Source organism: Streptomyces sp. NPDC030799 (genome assembly GCF_055572255.1).
Genome location: NZ_JBVIDS010000016.1, coordinates 244,779 through 258,130 on the forward strand (window position 1 = coordinate 244,779; position 13,352 = coordinate 258,130).

General features: G+C 71.5%; 15 protein-coding genes and 1 tRNA gene. 6 read left to right on the forward strand and 10 right to left on the reverse strand.

The annotated features are described in order from the left end of the window. Window positions 1-146 precede the first annotated feature (146 nt). Complete coding sequence (locus ACZ41I_RS34635; RefSeq protein WP_468515896.1) at window positions 147-665, reverse strand: hypothetical protein; 519 nt, start codon at window positions 663-665, stop codon at window positions 147-149. A gap of 205 nt (window positions 666-870) precedes the next feature. Here ACZ41I_RS34635 and ACZ41I_RS34640 point away from each other — a divergent pair, with 205 nt between their 5' ends. Next, window positions 871-1,350 carry a hypothetical protein gene (locus ACZ41I_RS34640; RefSeq protein WP_468515897.1) on the forward strand — a complete coding sequence of 160 codons (480 nt, stop codon included), beginning with the start codon at window positions 871-873 and terminating at the stop codon, window positions 1,348-1,350. 160 nt (window positions 1,351-1,510) lie between these two features. Beyond that, entirely contained in the window at window positions 1,511-1,699 is a 189-nt protein-coding gene (locus tag ACZ41I_RS34645; RefSeq protein ID WP_363214146.1) for a ferredoxin, read from the forward strand. Between the two features lie 21 nt (window positions 1,700-1,720). Here the strand turns inward: ACZ41I_RS34645 and ACZ41I_RS34650 are convergent, their stop codons facing one another. Both ACZ41I_RS34650 and ACZ41I_RS34655 read right to left on the reverse strand, forming a co-directional pair. After that, window positions 1,721-2,539: a glycosyltransferase family 2 protein gene (locus ACZ41I_RS34650; protein WP_468515898.1), complete on the reverse strand. Its 819-nt coding sequence runs from the start codon at window positions 2,537-2,539 to the stop codon at window positions 1,721-1,723. 139 nt (window positions 2,540-2,678) lie between these two features. Continuing rightward, window positions 2,679-3,026, reverse strand: a complete 348-nt coding sequence (locus tag ACZ41I_RS34655; protein WP_399766795.1) for a DUF6344 domain-containing protein — start codon at window positions 3,024-3,026, stop codon at window positions 2,679-2,681. Window positions 3,027-3,375: 349 nt separating this feature from the next. Here ACZ41I_RS34655 and ACZ41I_RS34660 point away from each other — a divergent pair, with 349 nt between their 5' ends. Beyond that, complete coding sequence (locus ACZ41I_RS34660) at window positions 3,376-3,504, forward strand: DLW-39 family protein (RefSeq protein ID WP_003999697.1); 129 nt, start codon at window positions 3,376-3,378, stop codon at window positions 3,502-3,504. Window positions 3,505-3,664: 160 nt separating this feature from the next. Continuing rightward, a complete protein-coding gene (locus ACZ41I_RS34665; RefSeq protein WP_468515899.1) occupies window positions 3,665-5,029 on the forward strand; it encodes a hypothetical protein in 1,365 nt (454 codons plus the stop codon). Here ACZ41I_RS34665 and ACZ41I_RS34670 read toward each other — a convergent pair. Both ACZ41I_RS34670 and ACZ41I_RS34675 read right to left on the reverse strand, forming a co-directional pair. Further along, entirely contained in the window at window positions 4,993-6,441 is a 1,449-nt protein-coding gene (locus tag ACZ41I_RS34670) for a serine/threonine-protein kinase (protein WP_468515900.1), read from the reverse strand. The genes ACZ41I_RS34665 and ACZ41I_RS34670 overlap by 37 nt on opposite strands. 216 nt (window positions 6,442-6,657) lie before the next feature. Next, window positions 6,658-7,206, reverse strand: coding sequence for a helix-turn-helix domain-containing protein (locus tag ACZ41I_RS34675; protein ID WP_351242024.1), 549 nt, complete (start codon window positions 7,204-7,206; stop codon window positions 6,658-6,660). A 183-nt stretch (window positions 7,207-7,389) separates the two neighbouring features. Between ACZ41I_RS34675 and ACZ41I_RS34680 the strand changes: the two genes are divergently transcribed. Both ACZ41I_RS34680 and ACZ41I_RS34685 read left to right on the forward strand, forming a co-directional pair. Then, a tRNA-Ala gene (locus ACZ41I_RS34680) sits at window positions 7,390-7,462 on the forward strand. Between the two features lie 572 nt (window positions 7,463-8,034). Beyond that, window positions 8,035-8,895: a helix-turn-helix transcriptional regulator gene (locus ACZ41I_RS34685; protein ID WP_363214177.1), complete on the forward strand. Its 861-nt coding sequence runs from the start codon at window positions 8,035-8,037 to the stop codon at window positions 8,893-8,895. A 73-nt stretch (window positions 8,896-8,968) separates the two neighbouring features. On the opposite strand, the gene nudC is transcribed toward ACZ41I_RS34685, so the two are convergent. The 5 genes from nudC to ACZ41I_RS34710 form a co-directional block, all read right to left on the reverse strand. Then, entirely contained in the window at window positions 8,969-9,901 is a 933-nt protein-coding gene (gene nudC, locus ACZ41I_RS34690; RefSeq protein WP_468515901.1) for an NAD(+) diphosphatase, read from the reverse strand. After that, a complete protein-coding gene (locus tag ACZ41I_RS34695) occupies window positions 9,901-10,647 on the reverse strand; it encodes a type 1 glutamine amidotransferase domain-containing protein (RefSeq protein WP_468515902.1) in 747 nt (248 codons plus the stop codon). The genes nudC and ACZ41I_RS34695 overlap by 1 nt, the downstream gene beginning before the upstream one ends. 2 nt (window positions 10,648-10,649) lie before the next feature. Beyond that, window positions 10,650-11,267, reverse strand: coding sequence for a methylglyoxal synthase (locus ACZ41I_RS34700; protein ID WP_468515903.1), 618 nt, complete (start codon window positions 11,265-11,267; stop codon window positions 10,650-10,652). A 118-nt stretch (window positions 11,268-11,385) separates the two neighbouring features. Beyond that, window positions 11,386-12,480, reverse strand: a complete 1,095-nt coding sequence (locus tag ACZ41I_RS34705) for an NADH:flavin oxidoreductase/NADH oxidase (RefSeq protein WP_468322301.1) — start codon at window positions 12,478-12,480, stop codon at window positions 11,386-11,388. A 56-nt stretch (window positions 12,481-12,536) separates the two neighbouring features. Beyond that, window positions 12,537-13,241, reverse strand: a complete 705-nt coding sequence (locus tag ACZ41I_RS34710; protein ID WP_468515904.1) for a beta-ketoacyl-ACP reductase — start codon at window positions 13,239-13,241, stop codon at window positions 12,537-12,539. Window positions 13,242-13,352: the final 111 nt, after the last annotated feature.

Consider the following 13,352-nt stretch of genomic DNA (forward strand, 5'->3'; position numbering starts at 1 on the left):
CAACTTGCTCCTTTCTTCGACCCGCGCCGAGCCGACACGGCACGGGTCGACACCTCGCACCGTCGGCACCGGTCCCCACGAGGGGAGGGACCGGTGCCGACGGGCGGGGGCTGTGTGGTTCTTCCGGCTCTTTCTGCGTCCGTGTGTCAGCCGTCCGTCGTGTGCACGCCGAACCAGCCGGCCGCTCGGGCCGTGGCCACGGCGTGCCGCTCGGCCTGCTCGGCGGAGGCGTTCAGGGCCGCGTTCCGCCCCTGTGCACTGCCACCGGCCGCGACCGCGGCGGCCTGGGACGCCGCGAGCGCCGCTCGCAGGGCCACCGCGGACGCCGTGGTGCTGTCGGTGCCCTGGGCGCCGTCCCGGGTGGTCGCCACCTGGGCGGCCAGCGCCGCCGCGGCGGCCGTGTTGCGGGCGCAGCGGGCGTCCGCCGCCGGGTCCGGGGTGCGCACGGTCAGCGTGGCGAGCGACTCGGCCGACAGGCGCAGCGCGCCTGCGGCCCGGCCGACGGGGTCCCTCGGTACGGCCTCGGCCGCGTCCTCGCCGACACCGGCGTACCGGCACGCGGCGACCGCACGGTCGTGGGCGCTGTGCGCGCGGGCCGCGTGGAGCTGCCGTAACGCCTCGGCGTCGGTGACCGCTCCGGCCGCTGCTTCTTCCCGTCCGCTCATCCTCGGCCTCCCTCGTCCGGGACGACACCGCACCCCGCTCCGGGGTGCGGGCAGGGTGCCACGCCGGCCGCGAAGAGGCCAGAAGCAGGAGGAGCCGCCCTTCCCCGGCGGACCCTGGTGATCTGACGGCCCGTCAGATATGGTCGCCTTCCGTCTGCGGTTCCCCAAGGGCCGGGTTCCGGCCGTTCCGGAAGGGGTGAGTGACATGCACGAGCGTCCCCCGTGCCCGCGACCGCCCGGTGCTCCGCGCTGGGTCGCGATGTTCCACCGGCCCGCGCAGGACTCCTGGACGGTGGGCGCCGAGTCGCCCGACCGGGACCCCGTGCTGTACGCCGTCGGAGACATGACCCAGACCGTGCGGGCGCGCGGCGAGCAGGTGACGGTCGCGCTGTGGGGGCCCGAGGACGGTGCCTGGCGCCGCTACGACACTCCGGCCGCGGCCAAGGAACCCGCCCCCGCCGCCTCGACCGGGCGGCCGGCGACCGGCTCCGGTGAACCGGCCAAGCTCGCGGAACGCATGACCGACCGCCGGCACCAGGTGCTCATGGCCGGTCTGAGCAAGGCGGGCCTGTACGACCTGAGCGCCGAGGACGACGAGGCGGTACGGGCCATGACCGACCTTCTCGACGAAGTCACGGTCCGCCGGGTGGCCCACTGGCTCTCGCTCGCGGGCGGGGAGCGGTAGGGACGGACGGCCGCGGGCGGCCGGGTTGTGCGGCTGCGAGCAGGGCGGGCGGGCGGTGGTCGGTTCGTGGGGTGTCCGGGCGGGCAGGGTCGTCCTGGAGGTCACCGAGCCGACCCGCGGCCGGACCCGTCGGCCGGGGTCGTCGACGACTGGAGGGCACATGAAAGTCTCCGTCGACCGCGCCCTGTGCTACGGCTCCGCCGAGTGCGCGCACCGGGCGCCGGCCGTGTTCGCGTTCGAGGACGGATACGGCGTCGTACGGCCGGGCCGGGCGGAGTCCGCCGACGACCCGCAGGTCAGGGAAGCGGCCGAGAAGTGCCCCGCGCAGGCGATTCTGCTCGGTGAGTGAGGCCGTGACCGGCCGCCCGGCTCATGAAGCGGACCCAGGGCCGGCCGGGTAGGCCCAGGTGAGGCCGGCCAGCGCACGGGCCCGGGCCTCAGCGACCGCCATACGGGCCTCGCGCTCGACGGGGTCGACATGCGACGCCTGGCCCGTGACCTGACCCTCCCACTTGCGGTACAGCAGGCCGGCCTCCGCGCAGAACCAGCCGCGGCTCACCGCGTCCAGTGCCAGCAGCAGGCCCGTGTCCTCGGAGGCCGGCAGGGCCATCCAGCCGCCGAGCGCGAGGAGCAGTTCCCGCCGGACGCACAGGCTCGCCGGATGGACCGGGGCACGGAAGCCGTTCCGCTTCCAGTGGTCGAGCACGGCGCCGCGTTCGAGCGGGCCGTCCTCCGGGTCGCCGGGAAAGCCCGCCGTCGAACCGTCGGGCAGCAGGTCGAGGACCCGGGACGTCGTCCAGCCGACGGCCGGGTCCGCCTCCAGCACGGCCAGATCGCGGGCCAGCGCCCCCGGTGTGAGCTGGTCGTCGGCGTCCAGGACCTTCACATAGGCGCCCGCCGCGCGCGCCAGCGCGATCGTCCGGGCGACTCCGGGCCCGCCCGGCCGTCCCTGGCCGAAGCTCACGCGCGCGTCGTCCGGCACATGGGGGCGGACCTCGTCCGTCGTGCCGTCCTCCTGGATCACCCACTCCCACTCCCAGTCGCCGGGAAGCCGCTGCGCGCACAGGGAGGCGTAGGCGTCCGGCAGGAACCGCGCGGAGGGTGCATGGACAGCGGTGACGACGGTGATGCGCCGGGTCACGGCGGCACGCACCGCCTCGGGCGCAGGCGTGGTCGGTGTGTCGGTCATGGTCCCAGGTAACAACAGCTCATGGGCGTAACAGCGCGAGACCCCCGGCCGACCGGCCGGGGGTCTTTCCGTTTCGACTGATGCGTACGCAAGTCGCCGTGGTGTCGAGACGTTGCGGTACTGCGAGGGGCGGGAGGGGTCAGCAGTCGAGTCTGGCCGCCGAGGCCTGTTCGGGGATGGTCACGGTCTCCGCCTGGCCGTCGGTGAGGGGCCGGTGCCTGCACCTCGGGGACTTTCCGTGGGCCTCGGCCCGGATGCGCTGCTTCATCGTGGGGGGCAGGGCCCTGCCGTGGGACCAGGCCCAGTGGTGTGCCGCCGGGATCGTCGGGACCGCCGGGATGGTGCGGTGCGCGGTGCCGGTACGGGGGTTCTCGCTCCGGGGTGCGGCCGCCGCGGACGAGGCGGCGACGAGTCCGAGCGCCGTGCAGAGCGCGAAGAAGGCGGTGACGATGGCGGTCCACAGCTTCATGACCTTGTTCTCGGTCATGGCCCCTCACTTTCGGGTTGGGCGATTTGCGTACTTTCCTCATGATGTGTATGTGGGTCGCGAAGTGGTGGACCGACGCCCGTGGCGCGTTGATGTTCCGATGAACACCACTCGGATGGACGCAAGGGGGTCGGAAAGCTCCTGAAACCCTGCAAGGGCGAGCGAAAAGGGAGCAAAGTAACCGTCCGTGGAGGTGTGATCACCCTCCGATCGGAACGGCGCCGGAACTCCTCTATTGCTCTGCCGGAGGCGGAAGTTGAGGTCCGGCATAGGTCACCGATCGATATCGGTCGGTGTGTATAGTCGGGCGCCAGAGGTCCCCTACGTCAAGGAAAGACGAGGTCGCGCGGTGAAGAAGCTGCTCCTGGTCGCACTGGCCGCCATCGGCGGGCTCCTCGTGTACCGCCAGATCCAGGCGGATCGCGCCGAGCAGGATCTGTGGACGGAGGCGACTGACTCCGTGCCCACGGGTTCGTGAGTGCCGATATCAGAGTCTGAACAGACCCCGACCGCCCTTCGCGGTCGGGGTTTTGTGTTGCGGGGGCTCACCGGGTGCGGTAGGCGTTCGGGGCAGGATGAGACGCGGCCGGCCGCGGCGAGTGTGCCGGCCGTACGGCAATGACACGGGAGGGCGGCAGGTGCGGGGGCGAGGGCGACGTACGGCGTGGTGGCGGCGGTACGGTCGCCGGGCGGTCCCCGGCACGGTGCGGACGGCCCTGGTGCCGGGGCTGTGCGCCCTGCTTCTCCTGTCGGCCGGCACCGCGTCCGCCGCCGACGCCACGCGGCCGCAGCCGTACGCCTTCACGCCCGGCGCCCGTGCCGTCGCGGGTGCGGCGAGCGCCGGTACGGCCGAACGGCTGGACCCCGGCCGCACCTACCGCAGCTCCCTGCCGAGGAACGGCAAGCTCTACTACCGGCTCGACCTCACGGCCGCCGACACGGCGTACGTCCCCGTCACCGCCGTACCCCCGCCGGGCACCACCGTTTCCGCCACCGACGGCATCAAGGTGTCCGTCCGGGACGCGCACGGAACGCCCTGCTCCTTCGCCTCCGCCCGCTTCGGCGCGGGGCTCAGCGCGCGCCCGGTCACCGCGCTGGGGCAGCGGGAGGCGGGCAGGACGGTGTGCCAGGGCGGCGGGACGTACTACGTGCTCGTCCAGCGCCTGGACGCCGAGGGCTCCGGTACGGCAGCCACGGCGCAGCGCTGGGACCTGGAGATCGCGCCCGTCACGGAACCGCGCCCGGCCCGGGCCGGGGCCACCTCCGCGCCGCGGACCTGGGACTCCGCCACGCCCGAGCCGCTCACCGGTGCGCCCCGCGACCGTTTTGGCGGCACCGGTTTCGCCTCGGCCGGCCCGCTGGGCCAAGGGGTGTGGCGGACCGCGCTGATGCCCGGCGAGACCCGGTTCTACAAGGTGCCGGTCGACTGGGGCCGGCAACTGCACGCCTCCGTCGAACTGGACGGGGCCCAGGGCCACGGCTATGTCGGCGGCGCCCTGAACCTGTCGGTCTACAACCCCGTCCGCGGCTACGTCGAGGACGCCGCCGTCGGCTACACCGGCACCCGCAAACCCGCCGTGCTCGCCCCGCTGCCGCCGGTGGAGTACGCCAACCGCTACGCCGCGCCCGCCGCCGTGACCTCCGTCCGTTTCGCCGGCGACTACTACCTGGTCCTGCACCTCAGCGAGCAGATGACCGGCCTGTTCGGGCAGGGACCGTTCGGTGTGACGCTGCGGGTCCGGGTGGCCGGGCAGGCGCACACGGGGCCCCAGTACGCCGGACGGCCCGTGCCCGGTGACGTGTTCACGCTCACGCAGCAGGAGAGGGAGGCGGCGCTCCCCGGGAGCCCCGGAGGCGGGGGCGGGGGCGGCGACCGCGTGATGAAGCTGGTCGCGATCGGCGGGATCGGCCTGGGAACCGTGCTGCTGGCGGTGCTGGCCGGCTGGACGGTGGCGGCCCGGCGGGCTCAGACGCGGGTCAGCGCCCAGAAACCCACGGCGTAGCAGGCCAGCGCCAGCAGCAGAATCGGGATCGCGGCCTTGGCCGGGGGTCCGGGCCGCCGGCTCCGGCGCGCCCGGCGCGCTCTGCGCCCTTGCGGGGGTGCGGCGGGAGCGGGGACGCCGTAGACCGGCTGGGCCGGAGTGGGAGCGTGCACGTCCTGAGCGGTGTACGAGGCAGTGGAGGCATCGGCAGGATGCGCCTGCACCGGGTTCGGGGTGGGGACGTGGGGGGAGAAGTAGGGCTGGTGGAGCGGGGGTTGAGGGGGAAGTGAGGGCTGCTGGACGGACGGAGGGCAGGGGGAAGGGGCACCGGCGGGCTGAGGGAGCCGCTCCTGGGGCGGCGGCAGCCGGAAACTGCCGGTGTCAGAGAGGGAGCCGGTGGAGTTGTCCCTCCCAGCGGTGCCGGTGGTCTCTTCGACTCCCTTGATTCCACCGGTACCGGTGTCCGCCCGCCCGTCGGCCGCAGCACCGGAATCGGTGCCCGTGCCGGCATCCGGATCCGCGTCCAGATCCGAGGCCAGTCCGGACGCTCTTCTGAGCGGTCCGTCGGGGGCGAACCCGGGTGGGAGAGGCGGGAGTTGGTCGAAGATTTCGATCAACTCGTCGTCGGGCTCCGGCTCGGGCAGGAGTTCCACGGCGGAGGCGAGGGCCTTGCGCGCCCCGTTGGCGGTGCGGAAACGCGCGGCCGGGTCGGGCTGGAGCAGCGTGGCGACGACCTGCCAGAGCGGTTCCGGTATGCCCTTGGGCGGGCCGGGCGTCCCCTGTTCCGCGAAGTACTGCACCAGCGCCTTGGTATCCGGCTTGGCCCCTTCGAGCAGATACAGCGCGACCAGGCCCACGGCGAACAGGTCGGCGGGAAAGTCGGGTTCCGAGCCGAGCATCTGCTCGGGCGCCAGGTAACCGGGCGTGCCCACCACGAGGTTGGTCTCCGTCAGGCGGGGTTCGCCGAGCCGCATGGCGATCCCGAAGTCGGACAGCCGCAGTCGCGGTCTGCCGGTTCCGGTGGCTTCGAGGAGGACGTTGGCGGGCTTGATGTCCCGGTGGATGACGCCTTCGGCGTGGACGGCCGCGAGCCCGGACAGGAGCTGATCGAGCAGGGTGCACACGAACACCGGCGGCAGCGGGCCGTAGTCGCCCACGAGGTGGACCAGCGAGCCGCCGGCGACCAGGTCCATGGTGAAGAGGACCTTGTCGTCGTCGGCGGCCCAGCTCGCCGGGGCGAGGACATGCGGATGATCGATCCGCAGGGCCTGCTCCCGTACGAAGCGGAGCAGGGAGTGGGCGTCACGCTGCTGGAGCACCTTGGCGGCCACATAACGCCGTCGGCGGTGGTCCCAGGCGCGCCAGACGGCGCCCACGCCCCCGCGTCCGATCGGGTCGGCCAGCTCATAGCGTCCGGCGAACACCTCACCCATGGCAGCCCATCGCTCCTCCCCCTGAACCTGAGGCTCGTCCCCCCGGCCCCCTTACTTCCCCCTACCCCGCGCTTCCCCCCTGTCACGCAGGGCCCCGAGCCCACGGACCGTCCCCCAGCCCACGGACCGTCCCCCGATCTCACGGACCGTCCCCCGTCGTGAGTCTGGACCTCGGCCCGGCGACCGGACCCCCTCCGGTGCACCGGGCCGAGGGCCTCAGTTCTGGTGGGACTGGTAGTGCGCGACGGCGTCGGAGGTGCGGCCGGCGCCATAGACACGGAGGAACTCCGCCAGTTCGGGATGGGTCGGGGCGAGGCTGTCCGCGGCGTCGATGATGTCGCCCGCGGCGGCCACCGAGCGCAGCAGCGACTGGATCTCGCGGACCACGCGCTTGACCGTCGGCGCGCCCGAACCGCTCGTGGTCTGCGTGGTGTTGCTGAGCACGGAGCCCCCCTGCGACTTCTTGATCTCGTCCATGCGCTCGGTCGCCTCGGCGGCGCTGACGCTGCCGTCCGCGACCTGGGCCGCCAGCTCCTGCAGCAGCTGCACCCGCTGGACCACGGCGGGATTGCCGATCTTCGCCCGCTGTCCGCTCATCAGCTGCGAGAGCATCGGGGCGGACAGCCCCAGCACCGCAGCGAGACGGGCCTGGTTGAGCCCGAGATCGTCGATGAGCTTACGGAAGAGCGCCCCCAACGGCTCCCCGTACCAGTTCCGCTGCAGCTCCCGCGCTCTCGCGGTGGCTTCCTGCTGTGCGGCGTCCATTGCGTCTCCCCATCGCTTCCCCTAAAAAAACGCGGTTCGCTGTAGCGAACCACGTCGAGCATCTTACGGAGAGTGGTCATCCGCGGGGACCCCCAATATTTTTGCGGGATACCCGGGGGGACCCGGTACTCTGGTCTGCGGCGCCCGCCGGAACATGGTTCCTCCGGCAGGCTGCTGCTTTCCGGGGCCTTAGCTCAGTTGGTAGAGCGCCGTCTTTGCATGGCGGATGTCAGGGGTTCGACTCCCCTAGGCTCCACTCACACACACCCCTCTGACCTGTGAAAACACGGTCAGGGGGGTGTCTTGGTCGCCGGCGCGGCAGGCGTTCGACGAGGTCGTGGCCGAGGAACACCGGTGGCCGCGGCGGGCTCGGTCACCAGGGGCGCCGGTCCTGGACGGCGAGGGGCGCTCCGAGCTGCTCCCCGATGACGGGGCGATCGTGGCCTCGGTCGCGGAGGACAGGCGGGTGGACCAGCCCGCGCCTCAGCGCTGCCGACGGGGGCGGAGCCACCCGCGCCGGGGTCCGTGCGGCCGGCCGTGCCGCTTCGGTGATCTTCATTCGTGACTGCAACGGATGTCTGGCGACAAGAAAAAAATGTCGCCCTCAATAAGGGGCGCGCCAGCAGCGCCGGGGGGACACATCAGGACTTCTTTTGGGAGCCATTCGACGTCCTTCTGGAAGAAAGCGCCGAGCGGCAGCGGTGAGATCGGTGATCGTCCCGGTTCTGCTACGGAACAACCGGTATCTGTCCCGCCCTTGTCACAGCCGACCGGCAGACGCGGGATCTGCCCATTTTCACCCGAGTTCAGCGAATCATCGAATACTTGATGATTGGTACCCTTGGCTGTTCAAGCAAGGCCAACGGGGGCGTATCTGTGACAAACGAACCGAGCTCGCTGGACCATCTCTCCACACTGGTGAAGGGCTGGCGAAGACGCCTCACACGGGATCAGATCCCGGAACTGAGACGGAGCCGTCAGGGGAGATCGAAGCTGGTCAGCCAGGAGGACATGGCGCGGCTGACCGGTGTCAGCAGCGTCTGGTACGGGAAGTTCGAACGGGGTGGAGCGGCGCAGTATTCGGAGGACTTTCTGAACCGTGTCTCCTGTGCCCTGAGGCTCGACGAGGCCGAACGAAAGCTGCTGTTCCTCCACGCGGTCGGCTGGGAGCCGACGAGCCCTGCGAATTGCCAGGACACCGGTATCACCGACGGAGTCCGGCAACTTCTCGAACTCCAGCCGTGGCCCGCCTACGCATCCGACACGGCCTGGGACGTCATTTATCAGAACCGGGTCTTCGGTGAATGGTTCCCTTCCGGGGTAGCCGGTCAGAACATCGCCAAGGAGGTGTTCGCTCCCGACACCGGCAGGCGGATCCGTTTCCACAACTGGGAACGGGACTGGGCCGGGCCGATGCTGGCCCAGATGCGGATGGCGCAGGCCCGCCACCCGGAGAACACCCGTCTGAGCACGGTGGTCGAGGAGATCCTCGAAACCAGCCCGTGCGCACGCCGGCTGTGGCGTGAGCACCGGGTCGTCGAGCATGCGGACGGGAACCGGCGCGAGGTGCTCCTGGCGGGCCAGGAGACACCGACGACCATCGAGATCGTCATGACCTCTCCGCTGAGCAACGGAGAGCTGCGGCTGGTCTCGCTCATCCCGGTGCAGCCGCACGAGAGCGCCGGGTAGCGGACGGCACCGGCCGGCGCCGCCCCGGACGAGGGCCGGGGAGGCGCCGGCCGATGGGCCGGAGCCCCCGGATTCACCAGGAGGGAGTCTTCGGGAGCGGCTCGCCGTACCAATGCTCGATCATCATCCGGGCGATCGACACGCCGGACGGCAGCGCCACCACTCCCTCGGCCATCGCCCCCCGCAGCTCGGCCCGGGAGAACCAGCGCGCCTGGGCGATCTCCTCGCCGTCCACCGTGATTCCCGGATCCGTGGTCCGTCCGAAGAAACCGACCATCAGGCTCGCGGGGAACGGCCACGCCTGGCTCCCGGCGTACTCGACCGAGTCCGCCCGGACGCCCACCTCCTCCAGCACCTCTCGGCGGACCGCCTGCTCCAGTGACTCACCGGGGTCGACGAACCCCGCCAGCACGGACCAACGGCCCTCGTCCCACGCCGCGTTCCGGGCCAGCAGGCAGCGGTCCTCGGCATCGGTGACCAGCATGATCACCGCGGGGTCCGTACGCGGGAAGTGCTCCGTCCCGCAGGAGAGACAGCGCCTCATGTGCCCGCCGAAGGCGATGTCGGTGGGGTGCGCGCAACGAGGGCAGAAGGGGTGGGTCCGGTGCCAGGCGTCCAGAGCCACGGCGTGGACCAGCAGCCCGACGTCCCGGGCCGCCAGGAGCGTTCCGATCTCGCGGAGTCCGGCCTCGCGCATGCCGGGGGTCCGGTGGGACTGCAGGTCGGGCACCGAGACGGCGAAGTAGTCCACCCCCGCGGTGTCCGAGCCGAGGAAGTACCGCATCCCGTCGGGCGCCGCCGAGGCCGGCAGCAGCACGATCCCCGTCTGCCCGGTGCCGTCCTCGGCCACCAGGGTGCGGTCCTGGGCCACCAGTGCCACCCGGGTGCTCTCCCGGAGCCAGGCCGCACTCAGCCAGTCCTCGTCCGTCCGGTGCTCCCCGGCGCGGTCCAGCGTGGCCCGGGACAGCGCCGGTTCCGGCATCCCGGCGGCTGCTGCGGTCCGCACTACGACTCGGTCCCCGAAGCGAGTATCCCCACCGTGAGCTCGGCCACCCGCGCTGCGGAGGCGGGGTTCTGCCCGGTCACCAGACGGCCGTCCGCCACGGTGTTCTCGGCCCACATCGGACCGGTGCGAACCTTGGCCCCGCGCTCCGTCAGCCGCGTTTGAAGGAGGAACGGAACCACCTCGGCCAGCTCCACGGACTCCTCCTCGTCGTTGGTGAAGACCGCGACCTCCTTGCCGTCCACCAGGTGGGTCCCGTCGGACAGCCGCAGATTCACCAGCGCGGACGGGCCGTGGCAGACCGCCGCCACCACACCGCCCCGCTCGTACACGGCCGCCGCGAAGGCGGTCAGCTCGGTGGCATCCGGGAAGTCCCACATGGTCCCGTGTCCGCCGACGAAGTACACGGCGGCGTAGTCCGCGGGATCGAGCAGGTCCGCGGTGGGCGTGTCGGCGAGCTTCGCGGCCACCGCCGGATCGGCGAGGAACCGGGCCGAGTCCTCGTCGTCGGGTGCGACACCGTCCACCGGTGACGAACCGCCGCGCACGGAGACGAAGTCGACCTGGTACCCGGCCTTGACGAAGACCTCGTAGGGATGCGCCGCCTCGGGCACGTAGAACCCGGTGCTGCGGCCCGTGTCCCCCAGCTCGCCATGGCTGGTGAGCGCGAGCAGGACCTTCGCGGACGAGGCAGATGAAGCAGAAGGAGCGGGAGACGCGGAGGAAGACGTGGAGGAAGACGTGGTCATGGTTACCTCTCGGAGGGGACGGTGGGCGTGCGGCCGGGGCGGTGTGCGCCCCATGGGCCGCGACGTGCGGCCGAAGGGGGCGAGGGCGTGTCGGCCCACCGGGAGGCCGGGGACCGCCGCGAGGCCGTCGGTACGGCCGAGGACCGGGGGGCGGCAGCGGGGCTCCCCGACGGCGTCCGCCGGCGCACCGCGTCCTGCCGTACCGACGGCGTCCGCCGACGGCCGGCAGCGGCACCGGCGCTCTCCGGCCGGCTGTTCGCGGCCAGTGACCGCAGGACGCGGTCCGCGCTGGCCGGGTTCAGGGCCATCGGGATGTCCTGGAGGACCGCCAGCCGCATGAGTGCCTGCACATCGGGGCTGTGCGGGTGCAGTCCCATCGGGTCCCAGAAGAAGATCATCAGATCCACCCGCCGATCGACGATCATGGCGCCGATCTGCTGGTCCCCGCCGAGCGGCCCGCTGGCCACCTGCTGGACGGTCAGCCCGAACCGCTCTGCCAGCAGCGCGCCGGTGGATTCGGTCGCCACCAGTTCGTGCTGGGCGAGTTCCCGGTACTGTCGGCCGACCCAGTCGACCATCATCGTCTTCATGCCGTCATGGGCGATCAGCGCGATGCGCATGTCACTTACCCCCGTAGTGAAGTCGGCGCTGTGCGCCGCGACCGTGTCCGGCGTCGTCGCAGCCCCGACGATTGGCCGCCGTGCTCATCAGTTCTCCGTCTGCTCCGGCGCCCACCGCCTATACCGCGTAGCCGTACGGGTCGGGCCAGTTCGACTCGCCGCCGAGCTTGGCCGCGGCGTACTGCGGCCAGTACGGATTGCGCAGCAGTTCACGGCCGAGCAGCACGACATCGGCCCTGCCGTCCGCCAGGATCTCTTCGGCCTGCCACGGCTCGGTGATCTTGCCGACCGCGCCGACCGGCATCGAGGTCTCGTTGCGCACCTGCTCCGCCAACGGAACCTGGTAGCCGGGGCCGACCGGGATCCGGGCGTCCGGGGCGATGCCTCCGCTGGACACGTCGAGCAGGTCGATGCCGTGCTCCATCAGCTCCCTCGCCAGCCGCACGGTGTCCTCGCCGGTCCAGCCCTCGCGGTCGTCCCGGGTGTCCTCGCTCAGCCAGTCGGTGGCCGACGTACGGAAGAACATCGGCAGGTCGTCCGGCCAGACCTCGCCCACCGCGTCCACGATCTCCAGAGCCAGCCGGATGCGGTTCTCGAAGGAGCCGCCGTAGGCGTCCGTCCGCTTGTTGCTGTACGGGGAGAGGAACGAGTTGATCAGGAAGCCGTGTGCTCCGTGCACCTCGACGGCCTGGAAACCGGCCCGCAGGGCGCGCCTGGCGGCCTCTGCGAAGTCCTTGACGACGCCCGCGATCTCACGGGTCGTCAGCTCGGTCGGTGCCGGGTAGTCGCCGAACGGTACCGTGCTGGGACCCACCGTCTGCCAGCCTCCGTCGGCCGGGGCGACCGGCTTCCCGCCTCGGAAGGGCGCCGCCGTCGAGGCCTTGCGCCCGGCGTGGGCCAGCTGGATCGCCGGCACGGTGCCGTGCTCCAGCAGCGAGTCGTTGATCTTCCGGAACGCCTCCTGCTGGCGGTCGTTCCACAGCCCGAGGCAGCCGGGAGTGATCCGGCCCTCCGGGTTGACCGCGGTGGCCTCGACCATGATCAGGCCGGCCCCGCCCACCGCGCGGGTGGTCAGATGCGTGGCGTGCCAGTCGTTGGGCACGCCGAGCTCGGGGCCGCTGGAGGCCGCCGAGTACTGGCACATGGGGGCCATCCACACACGGTTGGGGATGGTCAGGTTGCGAAGTCTGATGGGCTCGAAGAGTCTGCTCATGTCTGGCTTCCTTGCAGTGGCGCTGAACGAGGTCCGAGAGTGATCAGGGCCGGGGCTCAGTGCCCCATGCCGAGGCCGCCGTCGACGGGAATGACCGCGCCGGTGATGTAGGCGGCCTCCGGTGAGGCGATGAACCGTACGACCGGGGCGATCTCACCCGGCTCCGCCATCCGCCGCAGCGGGACGTGCGCACAGATCTCGTCCCTGCGCTCCTGGGAGAGCACGGCTGTCATGTCTGTCGCCACGATGCCCGGCGCCACGATGTTCACGGTGATGCCGCGACTGCCCAACTCCCGGGCCAGCGACCGGCCGAAGCCGATCAGACCCGCTTTGGCCGCCGCATAGTTGCACTGGCCTGCCTCACCCGACAGACCGACCACCGACGAGATCAACACGATCCGTCCCGACCTGGCCCTCAGCATCCCCCGGCCGGCGCGCCTGACGACCCTGAAGACGCCGCCGAGGTTGGTGTCCAGCACGGCGCCGAAGTCGTCCTCGTCCATCCTGAGCAGCAGCTTGTCGCGGGTGATCCCGGCATTGGCCACCACCACCTCGACCGGCCCGTGCTCCGCCTCCACTTCGGTGAAGGCGCGTTCCACGTCTGCCGCCGACGTCACATCGCAGCGGACCCCGAAGAGGCCCTGGGGCGGTTCGCCCGAGCGGTATGTGACGGCAACCCGGTCGCCGGCCGCAGCGAACTCCCGGGCGATCGACAGCCCGATTCCCCGATTCCCGCCGGTGATGAGAACTGAGCGTCCCACAGCTTTCTCCTTGCCTGTCGTGCGCGGCCGCCATCCATTCGGATGGCTCCCCCGCCGGCGCCGACAAGGCAGAGAGTAGAGGGAGGGATCAGCAACTCGCACTTTCGAAAG

Coding starts and splice junctions, on each gene's coding strand:
- ACZ41I_RS34635 (WP_468515896.1), bottom strand. CDS start 665: ATGAGCGGACGGGAAGAAGCAGCGGCCGGAGCGGTCACCGACGCCGAG.
- ACZ41I_RS34640 (WP_468515897.1), top strand. CDS start 871: ATGCACGAGCGTCCCCCGTGCCCGCGACCGCCCGGTGCTCCGCGCTGG.
- ACZ41I_RS34645 (WP_363214146.1), top strand. CDS start 1,511: ATGAAAGTCTCCGTCGACCGCGCCCTGTGCTACGGCTCCGCCGAGTGC.
- ACZ41I_RS34650 (WP_468515898.1), bottom strand. CDS start 2,539: ATGACCGACACACCGACCACGCCTGCGCCCGAGGCGGTGCGTGCCGCC.
- ACZ41I_RS34655 (WP_399766795.1), bottom strand. CDS start 3,026: ATGACCGAGAACAAGGTCATGAAGCTGTGGACCGCCATCGTCACCGCC.
- ACZ41I_RS34670 (WP_468515900.1), bottom strand. CDS start 6,441: ATGGGTGAGGTGTTCGCCGGACGCTATGAGCTGGCCGACCCGATCGGA.
- ACZ41I_RS34675 (WP_351242024.1), bottom strand. CDS start 7,206: ATGGACGCCGCACAGCAGGAAGCCACCGCGAGAGCGCGGGAGCTGCAG.
- ACZ41I_RS34685 (WP_363214177.1), top strand. CDS start 8,035: ATGATTGGTACCCTTGGCTGTTCAAGCAAGGCCAACGGGGGCGTATCT.
- ACZ41I_RS34695 (WP_468515902.1), bottom strand. CDS start 10,647: ATGACCACGTCTTCCTCCACGTCTTCCTCCGCGTCTCCCGCTCCTTCT.
- ACZ41I_RS34700 (WP_468515903.1), bottom strand. CDS start 11,267: ATGCGCATCGCGCTGATCGCCCATGACGGCATGAAGACGATGATGGTC.
- ACZ41I_RS34705 (WP_468322301.1), bottom strand. CDS start 12,480: ATGAGCAGACTCTTCGAGCCCATCAGACTTCGCAACCTGACCATCCCC.